10 protein-coding genes are annotated in these 17,110 nt (G+C 69.5%); 4 read left to right on the forward strand and 6 right to left on the reverse strand.

Annotated features, from left to right (window positions below):
* Positions 1 to 153: 153 nt before the first annotated feature.
* The gene (locus ACZ6O0_RS15990) at positions 154 to 825 is read left to right on the forward strand and encodes a response regulator transcription factor (protein WP_465765665.1); all 672 of its coding nucleotides are present in this window, start codon (positions 154 to 156) and stop codon (positions 823 to 825) included.
* A gap of 13 nt (positions 826 to 838) precedes the next feature.
* The gene (locus tag ACZ6O0_RS15995; RefSeq protein WP_465765666.1) at positions 839 to 1,942 is read left to right on the forward strand and encodes a sensor histidine kinase; all 1,104 of its coding nucleotides are present in this window, start codon (positions 839 to 841) and stop codon (positions 1,940 to 1,942) included.
* On the opposite strand, the gene ACZ6O0_RS16000 is transcribed toward ACZ6O0_RS15995, so the two are convergent.
* From ACZ6O0_RS16000 to ACZ6O0_RS16020, 5 genes are read right to left on the reverse strand one after another with little or no spacing between them, the layout of a single operon-like run.
* Positions 1,939 to 2,415: a hypothetical protein gene (locus ACZ6O0_RS16000; RefSeq protein WP_465765667.1), complete on the reverse strand. Its 477-nt coding sequence runs from the start codon at positions 2,413 to 2,415 to the stop codon at positions 1,939 to 1,941. The genes ACZ6O0_RS15995 and ACZ6O0_RS16000 overlap by 4 nt on opposite strands.
* Positions 2,412 to 3,374, reverse strand: a complete 963-nt coding sequence (locus tag ACZ6O0_RS16005; RefSeq protein ID WP_465765668.1) for a multicopper oxidase domain-containing protein — start codon at positions 3,372 to 3,374, stop codon at positions 2,412 to 2,414. Before ACZ6O0_RS16005 ends, ACZ6O0_RS16000 begins: the two co-directional genes overlap by 4 nt.
* 29 nt (positions 3,375 to 3,403) lie before the next feature.
* Positions 3,404 to 5,404: a multicopper oxidase domain-containing protein gene (locus tag ACZ6O0_RS16010; protein WP_465765669.1), complete on the reverse strand. Its 2,001-nt coding sequence runs from the start codon at positions 5,402 to 5,404 to the stop codon at positions 3,404 to 3,406.
* A gap of 13 nt (positions 5,405 to 5,417) precedes the next feature.
* The gene (locus ACZ6O0_RS16015; RefSeq protein WP_465765670.1) at positions 5,418 to 6,683 is read right to left on the reverse strand and encodes a multicopper oxidase domain-containing protein; all 1,266 of its coding nucleotides are present in this window, start codon (positions 6,681 to 6,683) and stop codon (positions 5,418 to 5,420) included.
* Positions 6,684 to 6,709: 26 nt separating this feature from the next.
* Positions 6,710 to 11,893: a hypothetical protein gene (locus ACZ6O0_RS16020; protein WP_465765671.1), complete on the reverse strand. Its 5,184-nt coding sequence runs from the start codon at positions 11,891 to 11,893 to the stop codon at positions 6,710 to 6,712.
* Positions 11,894 to 12,093: 200 nt separating this feature from the next.
* On the opposite strand from ACZ6O0_RS16020, the gene ACZ6O0_RS16025 reads away from it, so the two are divergent.
* Entirely contained in the window at positions 12,094 to 13,773 is a 1,680-nt protein-coding gene (locus tag ACZ6O0_RS16025; protein ID WP_465765672.1) for a copper resistance CopC/CopD family protein, read from the forward strand.
* Complete coding sequence (locus ACZ6O0_RS16030) at positions 13,770 to 15,980, forward strand: S8 family serine peptidase (RefSeq protein ID WP_465765673.1); 2,211 nt, start codon at positions 13,770 to 13,772, stop codon at positions 15,978 to 15,980. Before ACZ6O0_RS16025 ends, ACZ6O0_RS16030 begins: the two co-directional genes overlap by 4 nt.
* A 25-nt stretch (positions 15,981 to 16,005) precedes the next feature.
* On the opposite strand, the gene ACZ6O0_RS16035 is transcribed toward ACZ6O0_RS16030, so the two are convergent.
* Positions 16,006 to 17,058 (reverse strand): Gfo/Idh/MocA family protein, encoded by a 1,053-nt coding sequence (locus ACZ6O0_RS16035; protein WP_465765674.1) that lies wholly within the window; start codon positions 17,056 to 17,058, stop codon positions 16,006 to 16,008.
* Positions 17,059 to 17,110 lie beyond the last annotated feature (52 nt).

Below are 17,110 nucleotides of genomic sequence, written 5' to 3' on the forward strand. Positions count from 1 at the left end.
CCGGCCGCTGTGACGATCGCAGGCAGGGGTGCAGAAACTCTTGCCGAGGGCTTTCCTGGGGGTTGAGCGAGGACGAGAATGCGGGGTGAGCGGCACGCTCGGGGGAACAGGGTGTGTCCGTACAGGCATGGGGACTGTGCCTGAGGGGGTTCGATGGCCAGGATTCTGGTGGTTGACGACGAGCCGGATCTGGTCCGGTTCGTCCGGAGGGCGCTGGAGGCGGAGGGTTACCAGGTCATCACCGCTTCCGACGGCGCCGAAGGCCTGCGGATGGGTCTGACCGAAGAGCCGGATCTGATGGTGCTGGATCTGCGGATGCCGGGTGTGGACGGCCAGGCGGTGCTGTCCGGCGTGCTCGGGCAGCGTCCGGACATGCGGATCCTGGTGCTGTCGGCCGCGGCCGATGTCGAGGCGCGGGTCGACTGCCTCGAACGGGGTGCTGTCGACTTCCTCGCCAAGCCGTTCGCGATCCGGGAGCTGACCGCACGGGTCCGGTCCCGGCTGAGATCGGCGCGGCCCACGCCGACGCCCGATCACCTGCTCCGGGCGGGCGGGATCACGCTCGACCTGCGGACCCGCCGCCTCAGCGTCGACGGCGGGCAGAGCGAGATGCTGTCGCAGCGGGAGTTCCTGCTCCTGATGCATCTGATGAACAACGCGGACGCGGTCTGCACCCGGGCCGAGCTGCTGTCCGCGGTCTGGGGCTACAACTTCGACCCGGAGACGAACGTCGTCGACGTCTACGTCCGCCGGTTGCGCGCGAAGCTGCGCAAGGACGTGATCCAGACGGTGCGCAATGTCGGTTATCAGCTTCAGGACGCGTAGCCACGCCGTCGCGGTGCGGTGGCCCCGGATCGACCAGTGGCTGCGAGCCGGTCGTGGGATCACCGGACCGCGCGCGCTGGCCGACATCGCGCTCGCCGTCTTCTGTGTCGTGATGCTGATCGCGATGGAGTTGTCGGCCGGCAAGGAGACGATCCCGTACCACTTCCTGTTCCTCGCGTTGACGCTGGTCTACGGCTTCCGGGTGTGGCCGCTCCCCAACACCCTGCTGGTCGCGCTGGCCGTCACCGTCGCCACCGGCTGGGTGATGGTCCGCCACCACCTCAGCGGTGACATCGAGGGCGCCGAACTGGCCGAGGTTCCGTTGATGCCGCTGCTGTTCGTCGCGATGGTCTGGCACGCCCGCCGACGGGTCGCCGCGCAGCGCGAGGTCGAGCGGATGGCCGACCAGCGGCGAGCCGTCCTGGACCGGGAGCGAGAGTTCTTCCGAGACGCCTCGCACGCGATCCGTACGCCGGTCACCATCGCCCGCGGCCATCTCGAGCTGCTCGAGGGCGCCTTCTCCGATCCGGAGCAGCGCGAGGACCTCGGGATCGCCGTACGGCAGCTGGACCGGATGTCGGCGCTGTCGAACCGGCTGCTCGCGCTGGCCCGCCTCGACGCGGGCGACGCGGTCCGTTGCCGGCCGCTGAACCTGTCGGCGTTCCTCGACCGGGTCGGCCGGAACTGGAGCAGCAGTGCCGATCGCGGCTGGATCATCGACTGCCCGCCGACCGGAACCGTGCTGGCCGACCCCGAATGGCTCGAACTGGTCCTGGACGCCCTGATCGAGAACGCGGTGCACTTCACCGCCACCGATGGCGTGATCCGGCTGTCCTGCCGCCGCACCGGCAGCCGGTGCGTGATCGAGGTCGCGGACTCCGGGCCCGGGATCAGCGCCGAGGATCTGCCGCACGTCTTCGAACGGTTCTGGCACCGGCGCTCACCGGGCGGGGCGATGGGCAGCGGCCTCGGCCTGCCGATGGCCCGGGCCGCCATCGACGCCCAAGGTGGTTCGATCGAGGCCGGGCCGGGGATCGACGGCGGTGCCTGCTTCTCGCTCAGCTTCCCGCAGCACGGCCGCCCGGAAGGACAACCCGTTCCGCTGACGTCGAGCTAGCGCACCACCACGTGATGGACCTCCGTGGTACCCAGGAGAACGGTGACCTGGGAACCACGGTGGATCCAGTTGTTCGGGTTCTCGAACACGAGGTAATAGGTGACGCCGGCCTTGAACGCGGCGCTGTGGGCGTGGTTCATCAGCAGGTCGTGGACCACCAGGCCACTCGGCTCGTCGATGAGCGCGGGCGGCGTATTCGCGTCATGCAGCGCGTTGGCCAGGTTCGGATCCAGCACCTGGAAGCGCAGGTCCACCAGGCCCCCGCCACCGGTCACAGCGACCTGCGTGATCCGAACGCCGCTGCGCTGCGCCAGTCCGGTCGCGTCCACCACCGCACGTCCCCAGGCGACCTCCGCCGGTGCGCTCTGCTTCGGGTCCTCCGAGCTCGCTCCCCGGACGATCCAGACCGCCAGCGTCAGCCCGACGATCAGGCCGACGCCGGTCAGGATTCCGAGGATGCGGGACAACCTCATGGCTGGATGAAGGTCAGCATGCCGCCGCCGGTCGCAGGCAACGGTCCCAAGCCGGTCTGCGCGCCGTTGGTCAGGTGCAACTGCCGGTTGTACAGCGGGAACCCGAGACTGCTCGGCGGTGTGGTGCCGGGGACGGTCACGATCGTGTCCTCGGTCGCGCCCGCCGGGATCGTCTCGGTCGCTGCCTGGAAGGGGTTGTTCAGCAGTCGTGCGTCCCGCGCGACCACCTGCTGATGTACGCCGAGCAGCGACATCGACGTGTTGTCGAAGCCCGCGTTCAGGTACCGCAGCAGCAACCGCTGACCAGCCGTGGCATGGATCGCCGGTGTGCCGGGATAGACCGTGCCGTTGATCAGCCAGTACGTCGGCCGATAGGTGGTGAGGTCGAACGTGTCCGGGGCTGCGTTGAACGCCGGATCGATCGCCGTCAGCACGAGCAGCGCTTGGACGTCGTACGCCGTCGTCGGAGCGTTGTACGCCTGGCCGGCCGTGGCCGAGTTGACCACCAACGCACCGGACAGCCCCATGGCCTCCTGCCGACCGGACCCGCCGCCACTTTGGTAGAGGTAGGTGCCTGGCATGGTCGCGGTGAACGTCCGGCTGACCGTGGCCCCGGACGCGGCGTCGGTCGGTCCGGCGGCGAACGCGATCCCCGGGATCTCGAACGACAGCGTGTGCCCCGCCGGCAGCGCGTTCCTGACCGCGAACGTCACCACATCGCCTTGGGCCACCTCGAACTTCGGTCCGGGCAACGATGCTGTGGCCGTGCTGCAGTCGCCGGGCGTGGTCGGCGTACCGAACCCCCAGATCGGTACGGCGCCCGCGCCGGGCAGCGTGGTCGTGCCGGTGACGGCGCACAGCTCGATGGACACGATGGCCGCGCCGGCCGAACCAGTGAGACCGGTCAGGCCCGCCGCCGCGAGTACCAGGACCAGCAGGGCCCGGAAGGATGTGCGCATCGCGGATCTCCTCACTCGCTCGTGCCCGCTCATGGCGCGTCGTACACGATCTTCATCAGGTCACCCCAGGTCGACACCGGTGTGGGTGCCGTCGGGGTGAACCGCTGGGTGTGGACGAGCACCCGCACCTGGCCGTTGTAGCTGCCGGTGCCGATGTAGGCGGCCGCCGGGCCGGGCAGTGTCCACATCGAGGTCACGTCGGTCGAGCCGACTGCCTGTGGTTGCGCCGGTGGTGGCGGCAGCGTGACCCAGCCGGCCGACGTCGCCGTGCTGCAGCCGGCCGCACCGGACACAGTCCAGTTGCAGATCTTGACGGTCTGCGCCGGCAGGTTGGTGGTGACGGCGGGGCAGGTCGCCGTGGCGATCACGCCGCAGTTCTTGCCCTTGTAGGCGACCTTCAGGTTCTGGCTGCCGGCCGGCACCCCACCGAAGCCGGCGTACCAGTCAGTCATCAAGGCCGTGACAGGGGCACCGGCCGCGTGGGTCGCCGCCGCGGTACCCAACTGTCCGCGGGACACAGTCCAGGTCGTCGTACCCTGGCCGCCGGTCACCTGAAGGACCTCGCTGTCGATCCTGACGTAGTAGCTGCCGGTCGTGGGGAACCCGGCCGCGGATGCGACCGTGATCGTCGTCGCGCCGGCCGTGGTGGCCGTCGGCCGCGTGGTCGTCTTCGGGTTGACGGCGTAGTAGTTGCCGTCGGCAACGCCGAGCGCGGTGACCGATCCGGACTTGAGCGTGCCGCCGATCAGGCCGGCCGTCGTCGGTGCGGCGAAGCAGCCGCCCGGCGGGTCGACCCGCAGCAGCGTGCCCATGCCGCCGAAGCCCTGGTCGAAGTTGGTGAACTCGTTCAGCGCGTGACTGTGCAGCGGGAAGTACCACTCGCCGCAGACGTTCTGCGAGACCGTTCCGGTCGGCAACGTGCCCTTGTAGCCGAGGTACGGACTGCCGCTGTACCAGGTGTTGCCGTCCTTGAAGAACACGTTGCGGTAGTTCGGTGGCGCGACCGGGAACGGCTTGGTCACCGGGTCGAAGTTGTCGCTGTCGTCCCAGCGGAGCAGGTAGTCCTCGGTCTGGCCCGAACCGATCGTCTCGCCGAAGTGCTCGGTCGACGCGACCAGCCGGCCGTCCTGGGCGATCTGCCGGGTGTGGTTGCCGTGCGGGTGGAACGGGTGGTTGACCGCGCCGACGTTGATCATCCGGATCAGTGCCGGCAGCGTGTTCGTCGCGGTGTTCGGCTGCAGCCGGACCAGAGCGCCGTACGGCTGGTTGGGCAGGAGCCCGGAACCGTTGTCCTGGATGGTGTCGGGGAACTCGCGGCCGTTGATCGCGAAGTACCGGTTCCGCAGCGCGTTGATGTCGTAGGTGCCGCCGACCTCGACCGCGTGGTGCAGGTCGGGGTCGATGTCGCTGAGCAGCAGCAGGTACTCGCGGCCGGGGTCGAACTGGGTCGAGGCGTCGTACGCGTAGCCGGCACCGATCGACGGCCGGACGACGACCGCACCGGCCAGGCCCATCTCGAGTTGCAGCGCGACGTTGGAGCCGCTCTCGTACAGGTAGGTGCCAGGGCTGCCGGCGACGAAGCTGTACGAGACCGTGCCGTTGGTGGCGGCCGCTTCGGTGGTGAGCAGACCCGGAGAACCTCCGGTCGCGGTCACCTGGGCGTCCTGCCCCGGGAACACGATGGAGGTTGGCTGAGGCAAGTTGTTGGTCAGGTTGACCACCACGGTCTGCCCCTGCGTGACGCACAGCACGGGTCCGGGTGTCTGGAAGTGACCGCTGTCCGGGGCATCGGCGTTCGCGTAGCTCCACATGAACACGCTGTTGCCGTCCGGGGTGTCGATGTGCCCGGCCTTGGCGATCAGATTGAAGGTATGGATGCTGCCGGCCGTCGTGCCCGGCGTACAGACCATGCCGACCGCCGGCGCGCCCGGCGGCAGCGCCTCGGCGTGGGTGCCGGCCGGCAGGAGGGCCGCGGCCGCCAGCAGCACGGCCGCGCCCGCCGCGCGGAGCCTGCCTGTGTTCGTCCTCATCGTGCCCTCCTGCTCAGACATAGGTCTGGCTCACGACGGTCTGAGCGGGCAGCGGGGCCTGGTACACCCGCACCTCGGTCATCATTCCGCTCGGTCCCGGAGCGCCGAGACTGGACAGCCGGCGCCAGTCCCGGTTCTTGAAGTAGTAGACGTTGTAGTTGCCGCGACCGTCCGAGCCCGAGGGGTTGAGCGCGCTGTACGGCGGCGCGTCGAACAGCACGTCCCGCGCCTCGCCCGGACCGATGTAGAGCGTGTTGGTCCAGTACGACGTGTCGACCGTCCCGTTCCGCAGCAACGACGCGTCCTGACCGATCACGTGCATCGGGATGCCCGGCAGTTGCATGGCGTGCTGCTGGTAGCCGAGGTTCGCCAGCCGCAGCAGCACCCGCTCGCCGCCGTTCACCTGGACCAGCGCCGAGTTCGGCTGGCTGTAGTCGACGGCGTCGTCGTAGTTCTCGTTCGGCGTCGCGATCCGCAGGGTGGCCGGCAGCGACGGCGAGTCGTTCGGCAGCACGGTCTGCGGGTAGCAGCGGCCGTTCAGCGTGAACCACTGCGGGTCGTAGTCGGTCGCGATCGACTCCTGGATGTCGTGGTCGCCGTCGTGGAAGTTGCTCCACACCTCGTTCAGCAGGATCGCGAAGTGCCGGTGGTACCCGGTCGACCCGTCCCCGTCGTTGTAGGCGAACCTGGTGAACCCGGCGTACGGCGTATCGTCCTGGATCGGCCGGACGAAGACGATGCCGGTCATCCCCATCTGCACGTGCTCGACGTCCTCGAAGTGGCAGTGGTACATGTACGTGCCTTCGCGGTGCGGGCGGTAGAAGTACGTCACCTGCTTGCTGATCGGTACGGCGACCGACACCTCGGGCACACCGTCGTTCAGCGGCGACGGTACGTCGAACCCGTGCCAGTGGACCGTGTGCGAGTCGGTCAGGTCCGGCCGCTGCACCAGTCCGAGGTTGGTCAGGATCAGCTGGACGTCGTCGTTCTGCTTGAAGTCCAGCGTCGGCGCGGTGTGCAGCGCGTGGCCCTTGTACTGCGTGACCAGTGCGTCGACCGTCGCCGTCGGGCTGACCGGGATGAACCCGAAGATGTACAGCGGACGGCGCCCGGGCACGGTGATGTATCCGTCCGTGGCGGCCAGCCCCAGCGTGGTCGTGGCCGCCAGCGCGGGACTGCTCCCGCGCAGCAGCTCCCCCAGGGCCAGGGTGCCGAGGGCACCCAGGCCCGTCGCCTTCAGGAAGTCGCGGCGTCCGACGCCGGACCGGCTGGCTTCCATTGCCTCCTCCTTCACCCGGTGCTTGCTCATGGCAACGGCACCGGGACGCCGGGCAGTTCGTCCGCACCCAGGTCCCACGGCGTGCGGACCCGCAACGTGCGCAGCTGCGGCCGGTACTGGCTGTCGTAGTCGCCCAGCCCGTTCAGTGCCGCGATCAGGCTCGGCAGTCCGCTCGGTGCCTGCACCGCACCCGCGGAGCACGGGTTGAGCGCGGTGGCCGGTGCCGGCGAGGCCGTGTTGGAACAGCGCACCCCGCGGTCCACCAGCGGACTCGCCGCCAGCAGGTGGTAGTCCCCGGTCAGTCCGACCGGCGGGTCGGCACCGGTGATCGTGACCGCCGCGGTCTGCGGATCGGCGCGGGAGCCGGACACCGTCAACTCGAGGATGAACGGGGTGACGAACCCGGGGTCGGTACCGATGATGTTGCCCTGCCCCGCCGGGACCGGGCGCTGTACGCCGTCCGGCCCGAGGATCTGCCCGTTGGTCAGGTCGGAGTACCGCGGGACGAACGTGTCGGCGTTGTTCGTCGTCCCGTGCACCTCGAAGTCGATGAACCCCTGGTCCACCAGCGTCGCGCCGGGGCCGAAGCTGTCCAGCGTGAACGCGTTGTTGTTCCAGAAGATGTCGTTGAACTGGGCGGTCGGCCGGGAGAAGTCCGGCCGGGTCGCGGCGTTCGGGTACTGCGCCACGTACCGGGCGTCGTTCTGCCACAGCGGGTCGTTGCCCTCGGCAGCGAGTCCGGCCGAGTGCGGTACGCCGATCGCCGAGTTCTCCGACGACGCGGTCGACACGTTGTTGGCGACGGTGTTGTTGATCAGCCGGACGTTCGACGAGTCGTCGAGCATGATCGCGCCACCGATGTCGGCCGCCCCGTTGTCGACGATCATGTTGTCCCGCACGTTGACCGCCGCGTTCAGCGCGTCCAGCACGAACAGCGCTCCGCCGTCGTCGGCCGAGTAGTTGCTCTGGATCAGGTTCTTGTCCAGGGACACCGTTCCTGTGCCGTCGCCCAGGACGCCGCCGCCGACCGGGATCTCGGACTCGATCGCGACGCCCGCGCCGGAGTCGACCGACTCGTTGTAGTAGATCTGGTTGTCGTGGATGTTCCCGCCCGGGCTCAGCCCGATGTGGGAGACGCCGGCACCGTAGTTGACGCTGAAGTTCGAGCAGACGATGTTGCCCGTGACCTCGTAGTCGTTGCTGCCGTAGAAGATGCCGACGCCACCGGCCTGGGTCAGGCCGCCGTTGCCGAGCACCCGGTTGTTGGCGACCTTCACCGTGTAGTTGTGGCTGGCGTGGTCGTACGGCTGCCCGATCCCGATGCCTCCGGCAACGACGCCGGAGTTGTTCTCGAGCACATTGTTGGTCAGCCGCTCGTTGTTGATCGAGGCCTGCAACTGGATGCCGCCGGCCCCTTCACCGGATCCGGTCATCAGTGCGACACCGTCGATCCGGGACCGGTTGAACACGGTCTGGTTGACCTGCGTCGTCGTCCCGGTGAGGTCGTACGCCGTCGTGCTCTGCGCGACCACGGTCATGTCGGCGCCCCGCAGGACCGGGTGGGCGGCGTCGGCGTACGGGCCATGGGCCGCGACCGTGGCGTCGTACAGCGTGGCGTTCTGCTGGAAGTAGCGGCCGTCGACGACCGAGCCGAGGACGTGGAACCGCGGGTCCTCCGGGTCACGGGCCTGGAACTCGTGCGCGCCGATGATGCCGCCCGGGCCGACGCCCTGGATCTTCAGCGGCTTCCACACCAGCACGTTCTCGTTGTAGGTGCCGGGCCTCAGCACCAGCAGACTGCGCGCCGGCGCCGCGTCGATGGCGGCCTGCAACTGATGACCGGTCAGCGTCGGGGCGGCGACATTGACGACATTCGGGTTGTAGGCAATCCCACCGGACGTCCCGGTGACGTGCACGGTGATGCCGTTGACGGTCGACACACCGCCGGCGCTGTTCGCCGTGGTCAGCGTGAGCTGTTTCGGCCCGGGTGTGAACAGCAGGCCGAAGCTCGGGATCCGGATCTGGACCTGATCGGGTACGCCGGTCGTCCCGGTGGTGCCCGGGGTCCAGCTGACGATGCCGCCGTTGGCCCGGGTCAGGGTCGTGGCAACTCCGGTCCGCTCGTCGGTCAGGGTCGCGCGGACGCCGGTGGCGCCGGTTGCGGTGCCCTGCGCGCCGATGAAGTCGGCCTGGATCGTCATCACCTGGCCGGCGGTCCGCACCGGCGTGTCGACCTGGAGCAGCTCGGGCCGCGCCGGTACGGCGGGATCCTCACAGCCCGTGCCGGAGATCGGGTCCAGCGGCAGGTCGAGCTGGGTGGACAACCCCGGCCACGCCTCCGCCGGAGTGGTCGCTGTCAGCAGGTTCGGGTTGTAGCCCGGGTTCGGGGCGGTCTTCGAGCCGGGGTCGTCCACCTTGACCAGGTACATCCCCGGGCACGGTCCCTGCGGGATCGGGCAGTTGAGCGTCTCGGTCGACGGCACCAGCGCCTCGAACGATCCGTCCGGGCTGGTGGTGACGGTGGTGAGCAGCCGCCAGTTGTTCGCGTCGTACGGCGCGTTCACGTTGCCACCGGGGCCGGCGGTGTCGACCCGGGCGTAGATCCCGACCGGGATGTTGCCGATCGGCCGCGGTTCGCCGTACCACGGCGACTGCGGGTTGCGCTCGAAGTAGATGTCGTTGAACACCTGGCCGACCAGCCGGCCCGGCTCGGCGACGTCACCGATCCGGTCGTCGGCCGCGTCCGAGCCGTTGGGGTCGGTCCGGAAGTTGGTCATCAGGTTGAAGTCGGCGTTGGCGTTCTGGCTGTTCTGCAGCACCACGAGGCGCTTGTCGCACAGTGGTGCATGCGCGCCGGGGACACCGAAGTAGTTGCTCCGGGTCACCAGGGTCGCCTGGTCGATCACGTGGTCGTCACCGGTGCACGGCGGCGGCGGGATGGCCGGGATGAAGTTGTTGCCTAGATCAACGTTCACGTCCTCCTCGCGGACCGGACGGTACAGGCAGCCCTCGCCGTCACCGGGCAGCGAGCCCTTGGCGTGCGAGACGCGCTGGGAGGCGCCGGCCGGGTTGCAGGCCCGGCTGTCCGTGCTGTCGGTCGGCATCACGACGTGCGTGATGTACGTGCCGGCGACCAGCGCGGCCGGCTGCGTTCCGCCGGTGCAGGTGCCGTCGTCCGCGGTCAGGTCGTAGCCGTTGGGGCAGTAGTCGGCGAACGCGTAGCCACCGTCGAAGGCGCCGTCCTTGGTCTGCTCACCGGTGATCGGGACCTCGAGGCAGTTCGGTCCGATGGTCGCGTTCAGCTCACCGCTGATGTCCGCGCCGGCGGCGTTCCGCACCGCGCAGCCCGGTCCGTAGACGGCCGGGTCCGTCGGCGGGGTTCCGCTCGGCTGGACCCAGTGGTCGGTGACGTACTTGTTGACGATCACGTCGTCGGCCGTGTTCGGCAGGCCGTCGGTGCCGAGCGTCTCCAGGTAGACGGTGACGTCCGGGATCGCGGGCTCGTAGTCCTCGTGCGCCTGGAAGCGCGCGTCGAACTCGTTGCGCGTGGTGGAGAAGTACGTGATGCCGACGATCTGGCCCGGCGTGCCGGCCGGGTAATCGGTCTTGCCCCAGTCCACGGTCGCGCGATGTCCCTCGGTCAGCAGCTGGTTGGTGAGCAGCGCGCCACCGAGCTCGGTCGGGATCGGCGTCACGATGCTCGGGTCGTACTCGTCGTGCTGCGCCGCACCGCTGACACCGAACCGGGCGAAGCCCTGCTCGTTGACGATCCAGCGGCCGAGCGCGCCACCCTCGGCGGTCGGGTACTGGTAGTACCCGGTCGAATCGGTGAAGGTGGCCTCCTTGATCGAACCGTCACGCCAGCGCTGATCCATGTCGGTGTTGGCGATGCCGGGCTCCCCCGGATCCCTGACCTGGTTGCCGTTCAGGTCCTTGTAGACATGGCCGTCCAGCCAGCCGAACCACCGCGACACCCCCAGCCCCTGCTCCTCCGGACGGACCGGATCGGGATCACCGACGACCACGCTCTCGCCGGCCCCGACGGTCACCGGGACGATCCGCATGATGTAACTCAGCTGCTCGTCCCAGACGGCCAGGTTGTAGCTGCCGGCCGGCACGTTCTGGATGTCGAAGTTGCCCGAGGCATCGCCCTGGCCGATGAACACGGTCCGGTCGGTGCTGGCGTCGCTCAGCGCGACGAACGGGTTCTCCACCGGCTCGCCCAGCGTCAACTGGTCGAACGGCGGCCAGCCTTGCCAGTTGCGCGCCGTACCGGTGATCTCGCCACTGCCGTCGGTCGCGAACGGCGTCGGCGCACAGACGAACCCGAACCAGTACGCGGTCCTGGCGTTCGGCGGCTCCCACAGTTGCTCACCCGGCGCACCCGTTCCGTCCGCACCTTCCTCGGTCGGCGCCATCAGCTGCAGCCCGCCGTCGATGGTGGTGGTCTGGTACCAGCGGCTACTCGGATCGCTGTTGCACGGACGGTCCGGTGGATGGACGTCGATGAAGTACGTCGCGGGGCCCAGATCGTCGATCTGGTTGAACCCGTCGCCGTTCGTCAGGCACAGACCACCGCACAGCGGCTGGTTGTTGTAGTCGACCGTGACAGCGTTGTGCGTCTGCTCCTCGAGCCCGACCTGGAATCCGCTCAGGCCGGCTTCCTCGGTGTCGGGTGCGCCGTTGGTCCACGCGTTGTCCTCGAACACGAACACCCTGATCTTGCCCAGCGGCAGCGGGTGGTCAGCGCTCTGCACGGTCAGGTCGATCCGCGCGGTCAGACTGCCGTCGGCGGCCGCGTCGGCGGGCAGGGTGATGTGCTTGCCCCACATCTTGTGGTCGAGGGCACGGACCGAGATCAGGTACCGGCCGGCGGGCAGCGTGACGGTCGCCCGGGTCTCGTCGCCCTCCCGGACGATCGGGCTGTTGCTCTCGGTGTTGAGCGCCTTCGGGTCGTTCGGCAGCTTGGTGTTGTCGAGATTGATGATGTAGCTGAACTTCGCCAGCGGGTCGCCGGTCGGGAAGTCGCGCGCGTCGATGGTCACCGAGCACCCGCCGGACGGGCAGGCCGCGGCGGCCGCCGCCTTCGGGGTGGCGACCGGGCTCAGTGCCAGCAGCGCGGCGACGACCGCGAGGATCGCCGCGACCGCGGTCACCCGTCCCCGCACAGTCAGCTGGAATCTCGGACGGCTGCTGGTGCTGGCAAGCATCTGACATCACCCTCCCCGCCACAGGCTTCGCGCACCGTGGCACCTGAGGGCGATCATGGCCGCGCTCCCCCGCCAGAGCGGCCGGATGACAGCTTTGTCATCGACAGCTCATCGTTCAGTCATCCGCGGGCGGTGGCGGCGTACCTACGCTGAAACCGCTGGGGGCTGACGGTGGGGGCAGAGATGGGCTGGTGCGACGCATGAAGCCGCGGTACCGCTGCCTGCTTGTGCTCTGTGCGCTGGCCGCGGTCCTGCTGCCGGCGCTGCCTGCCGACGCGCACAGTGTGCTGGTCCGGTCGGATCCGGTCAGCGGTGCCAGGCTGGACGAGTCTCCCGGGTTGGCCGAGCTGTGGTTCAGCCAGGACATCGTCGCCGCCCGGAGCTCCGCCCGACTGGTCGATGGCTCCGGAACGGTGGTGACTGGCACAGGTGTGGTCCCCGACGGCGGCGACGCGCGGACGTTGGCCGTCCAGCTTCCTCGACTGCACACCGGCACCTACGGACTGGTCTGGCAGGTCGCAGGCCGCGACGGCCATCAGACGAGCGGCACTCTCGTCTTCGCGATCGGCACCGCCGGCTCAACGGCCTTCGCAGGCACGACGAACGCCGGTCCGTCGGGGCTGTTGCTTCGCTGGGCCGGTCTGATCACGTTGGCCGGCGTGATCGGACCGGCTGCCGTCGGCCTCGTCGTACTGCGACGGCGTACCGGTGCCGTGGGCGTCGCCCGGCGACGGTTGTTCAGGATCGTCGAGGCGGCCGCGGTCGTCGGCGTTCTCGTGCGGATCATCGATCTGCAGACCTCCCGGGCATGGATCGCCACCGAGGTCTTGCTCGTGCTGACAGTCGTGATCGCGGAGGCGCTTCGGCGGACGGCCTGGAGATGGTTGCCCTGGGCATTCACAGCTCTGATCGCCTGCCTGGTCTGGGTCGAGGCGCTCGGCAGTCACGCCCGGGCGCTGACCGACGGCCGTCCCGCCGCACTGCTCGCGCAGGCCGCTCACGCCTTGACCGGGCTGCTGTGGATCGGCGCGGTCCCGGCGCTGGTCGTCGTACTCTGGCCGTCGCGTGACCGTTCCGAGCTGATCAGGTGGTGCCGAACACCGTTCAGCCTGCTGATGGCCGGGAGCGTCGTGGTGGTCGTGGCCACCGGCCTCTACAGCGCGGGCGTCGAGGTGGCGTCGGTGACGAGCCTGGTGACGACGACGTACGGGCGTTTGCTGCTGCTGAAGACCGCGCTGCTGCTGTCGATCGGCGGACTGGGACTGCTCAACGCGACCCGGCTCCGGGCGGGGCTGCGGCGAGTCGTCGGTCTGATCGCGGTCGAGGCCGGTGTCGGGTTGGTACTCCTTGCCGTTGCCGGTGCGCTGACCGCACAATCACCGCCCTTGACCTCGGCCGACGACGGCCAGTCCGAGCAGGTGCGGACCGGAACCGTCGAGGACCTCGTGGTCACCGCGTCCGCGACCCCGAACCGGCCGGGCGTCAACTGGTTCACCGTGCTCGCCGAGAGCACTCGCAGGCCCGCGCCGGGCCCGATCGACGCAGTCAGCGTCCGCATCACGACGGCGGACGGTTCGCAGCAGCTCGCGCTGCAGCCGTTGACCGCCGGCAGATACTTCACCACCTACCGCGTGGACTCCGCGGGTCCGCTGCGATTGGCGGTCCTGGTCCGGCGCGACGGCCGGCGGTACGCCGTCGACCTCGGCTGGCCGATGGCGCCTGCGGCCCAGCTGCCCCCCACTGACCGTGGGCGCCGGTTGGCGCCGTACGCCGACCTGGCCGCGCTGATGGTGCTCGAAGCAACCGTGGTGGCGGGCGCGTGGTGGTTGCTGCGCTCCCGCCGGCGGCCTCCGCTGCAACTCGAGGAGAGGTCCCGATGAGGCGTTTCGTGGTGATGGTGGCGGCCGCGCTGGCGATGGTCCCGAACGCGGTCAGTGGTTCGCAGGCCGAGCCGACCATGGACGTGATCGTCGTCCTGAACTCGCACGCCGACCTCAGCCGGATCGCCGCGTCCACCAGGCCGGAACGCCTCCGGCTGGTGGAGAAGGCCCTGCGCGATCACGCCGCCGCAACACAGCGGGGAGCCCTGAACCTGATTGCCACCCGCCGATCCGCTGTCACCTCGGTGACCTCGCTGTGGGGCATCAATGCGCTTGCCGTCCGCGCGCGGGCGGACGTGATCCGTCAGCTCGCGGCCCGGCCCGAGGTCCGCGAGATCCGGCCGAACTTCACTCTGCAGGCTCCGGCACCGACCGCCGCGGCCGCCGCGGCGAGCGGTGCGATCGAGCCCAATGTCGCGCTGGTCAACGCACCGGCGCTGTGGGACCTGGGGTACCGCGGTCAGGGGATGGTCGTGGCGAGCATGGACACCGGCGTCGACGTCAGCCACCCAGAGCTCGCGGCCAGCTGGCGCGGCGGGACAGGCGGCTGGTACGACCCGAACGGCCAGCATCCGACAACGCCGACGGACGTGAACGGCCACGGCACGCAGACGATGGGTGTGATGGTCGGCCGCGACGCGGGTGGCTCCGCGATCGGTGTCGCACCGGAGGCGCGGTGGATCGCGGTGAAGATCTTCAACGACCGCGGCCAGGCCTCGGCCACCGGGATCCACCAGGGGTTCCAGTGGCTGCTCGACCCGGACGGCGATCCGGCCACCCCCGACGCGCCGTCCGTGGTGAACAACTCCTGGACCATGACCGCCGGCTCCTGCAGCCTCGACTTCCAGACCGACCTGCGCAACCTCCGCGCGGCCGGCATCCTCCCGGTCTTCGCCGCCGGCAACTACGGCCCCGGCGACGGGACGTCGGCCAGTCCGGCGAACAATCCGGAGGCCCTCGCGGTCGGCGCGACCGACGACGGCGACACGATCGATCCGTCCAGTAGCCGCGGTCCGTCCGCGTGTGGGCAGGCGCCGTACCCACACCTCACCGCACCCGGCGTCGGGATCCGCACGACGGACCTGTACGGCGGCTACATCGACAGCAGCGGGACCTCGCTGGCGGCTCCCCACGTCGCCGGCGCGGTCGCGCTGCTGCTCCAAGCGCTTCCCGGCCTCAGCGCCGACCGCCAGGCCGCCGCGCTGCAGGCCGGGGCGCGCGACCTCGGCACTCCCGGCCCGGACAACACGTACGGCACCGGTCGGCTCGATGTCCGCGCTGCCTACGACTGGGTCCGGAGTACGCCCGACTTCACCGTCGCCGTCGCACCGTCGTCCGCGAGTACGACGGCCGGTGGATCCGTGAACTACACGGTCACGGTCGCCGGAACCGGCGGCTTCACCGGCGACGTCCAGCTTCGGGTCGACGGCTTGTCCAGTGGTACGGCGACGTTCACGCCGCCAGCGCTGACCGGGTCGGGCACAGCCCAGCTGACCGTCGCGACGTCGTCCACCGCGTCACCGGGCAGCATTCCGCTGACGGTCGTCGCCACCAGTGGCGACCTGGTCCGCTCCGCCCCGGCCACGCTCACGATCCTCGCGCCGCCGGACTTCACGCTGGCCGCATCACCCTCGACCCGATCGATCGCATCCGGCACCGGGACGTCGTACTCCTTGACCGTCGGTGCGCTGTCCGGCTTCGCCGGTGACGTCTCCCTCAGCCTCACCGGGCTGCCGGCGAACGTCGGTACGGCGGCCTTCAACCCGGCCACCATCCACGGCTCCGGCGCGTCGACCTTGTCGTTGTCCACGGCAACCACCGCACCGGCCGGCGCCTACCAGCTCACCGTCACGGCCACCAGCGGCACGATCACCCACACCGTCCCGCTGACCCTCACGGTGTTCACCCGCGACTTCGCGCTCAGCGCCAGCCCGACCGCGGTGACGGTCATCCGCACCCAAACCGCCACCTACACCATCAGCGCAGCTGCCCTGAACGGCTTCACCGGCCAGGTCACCCTCAAACTCACGGGCCAACCGACCGGCACGTCCACCACCTGGATCGGCAACCCCATCACCGTTCCCGGCACCGCAACCCTCAAGGTCCGCACCACCAGCGCCACACCACGCTCCACCTTCACCCTCAAACTCACCGGCACCAGCGGCACCCTCACCCACCAGATCCCGATCACCCTGACCGTCCACTAGGCGCTACTTGCCCCGGCGGGCTAGATCATCGTGCTGCTCCGCGGACAGTCGCCTGCTGCTGGGCTTTCAGGGCGAGGCGCATGGTTTCGAAGGTGTGCTCCTGTGGGGCGGCCGAGGTGGTTCGTTCGCGTACGTCGCGGATCAGGTCCGAGTAGTAGGTGGTCTTGACCTGCGAGCAGTCGATGTACTGGGTGCCTTCCTGGTTGACCAGGAAGAGGTGGTCGCCGCCGTCCCGGCCGGCGATGTCGACGTACTTGCGCAGCTCGATGTAGCCGTCGGTGCCGAGGATCATCAGGCGACCGTCGCCCCAGGTCGGCAGCCCGGCCGGCGTGTACCAGTCGACCCGGATGTACCCCTGGGCGTGGTCGCTGCGCAGCAGGATCTCACCGAAGTCCTGCAGGCCCGGCTCATCGGGGTTGGCGAAGTTCCCCACCGTGCTGGCCACGACCTCGGCGGTCCGGGCGCCGGTGAACCAGAGGAACTGGTCGATCTGGTGGGAGGCGATGTCGGTCAGGATGCCGCCGTACCGGTTCTTGTCGTAGAACCAGTCCGGGCGGCCGTCCCCACCGCCGAGGTGGGCGCGGTCCCCGACGCGGTGCGGCCCGATCCCGAGCGTCTGCACCACCGTCCCGATCCGGCCCTCGCGGACCAGCTCACCGGCCTTGATAACACTGGGCACCTCGAACCGCTCCGAGAACGTCACCGACCAGAACCGCCCGCTCTGACCAACCGCCTTCTCGATCTCCTCCAGCTGATCGAGACTCACACAGCCCGGCTTGTCGGTCACGACGTCCTTGCCGGCCAGCAACGCCGCGACGGCGATCGGCCCCCGTCGATCCGGTACGGCGGCGGTCACGATCAGGTCGATCCCGTCCCGGGCGATCAGGTCGTCCGGACTGTCCGCCACCGGAACCTCCGGGTACAGCTCCCGGACCCGGGTCGCGATCGCTGCCGACGGATCGTCGGTCGCCATCCCGGCGAACTCGGCGCCGGCCTCGACGAGACCCGCGATCTGCCCGAAGATGTGCGCGTGGTCAAGCCCGACCGCGGCGAACCTGACGGCGTGCGTGGAAGTCACCCGTATTCCTCCCGACTAGGAAACACTTCGACTGAACTCACCCTATGCCAAC

This window comes from Kribbella sp. NPDC048837 (genome assembly GCF_055586945.1).

Coding starts and splice junctions, on each gene's coding strand:
- ACZ6O0_RS16015 (WP_465765670.1), bottom strand. CDS start 6,683: ATGGAAGCCAGCCGGTCCGGCGTCGGACGCCGCGACTTCCTGAAGGCG.
- ACZ6O0_RS16010 (WP_465765669.1), bottom strand. CDS start 5,404: ATGAGGACGAACACAGGCAGGCTCCGCGCGGCGGGCGCGGCCGTGCTG.
- ACZ6O0_RS16025 (WP_465765672.1), top strand. CDS start 12,094: ATGAAGCCGCGGTACCGCTGCCTGCTTGTGCTCTGTGCGCTGGCCGCG.
- ACZ6O0_RS16005 (WP_465765668.1), bottom strand. CDS start 3,374: ATGCGCACATCCTTCCGGGCCCTGCTGGTCCTGGTACTCGCGGCGGCG.
- ACZ6O0_RS16020 (WP_465765671.1), bottom strand. CDS start 11,893: ATGCTTGCCAGCACCAGCAGCCGTCCGAGATTCCAGCTGACTGTGCGG.
- ACZ6O0_RS16000 (WP_465765667.1), bottom strand. CDS start 2,415: ATGAGGTTGTCCCGCATCCTCGGAATCCTGACCGGCGTCGGCCTGATC.
- ACZ6O0_RS16030 (WP_465765673.1), top strand. CDS start 13,770: ATGAGGCGTTTCGTGGTGATGGTGGCGGCCGCGCTGGCGATGGTCCCG.
- ACZ6O0_RS15990 (WP_465765665.1), top strand. CDS start 154: ATGGCCAGGATTCTGGTGGTTGACGACGAGCCGGATCTGGTCCGGTTC.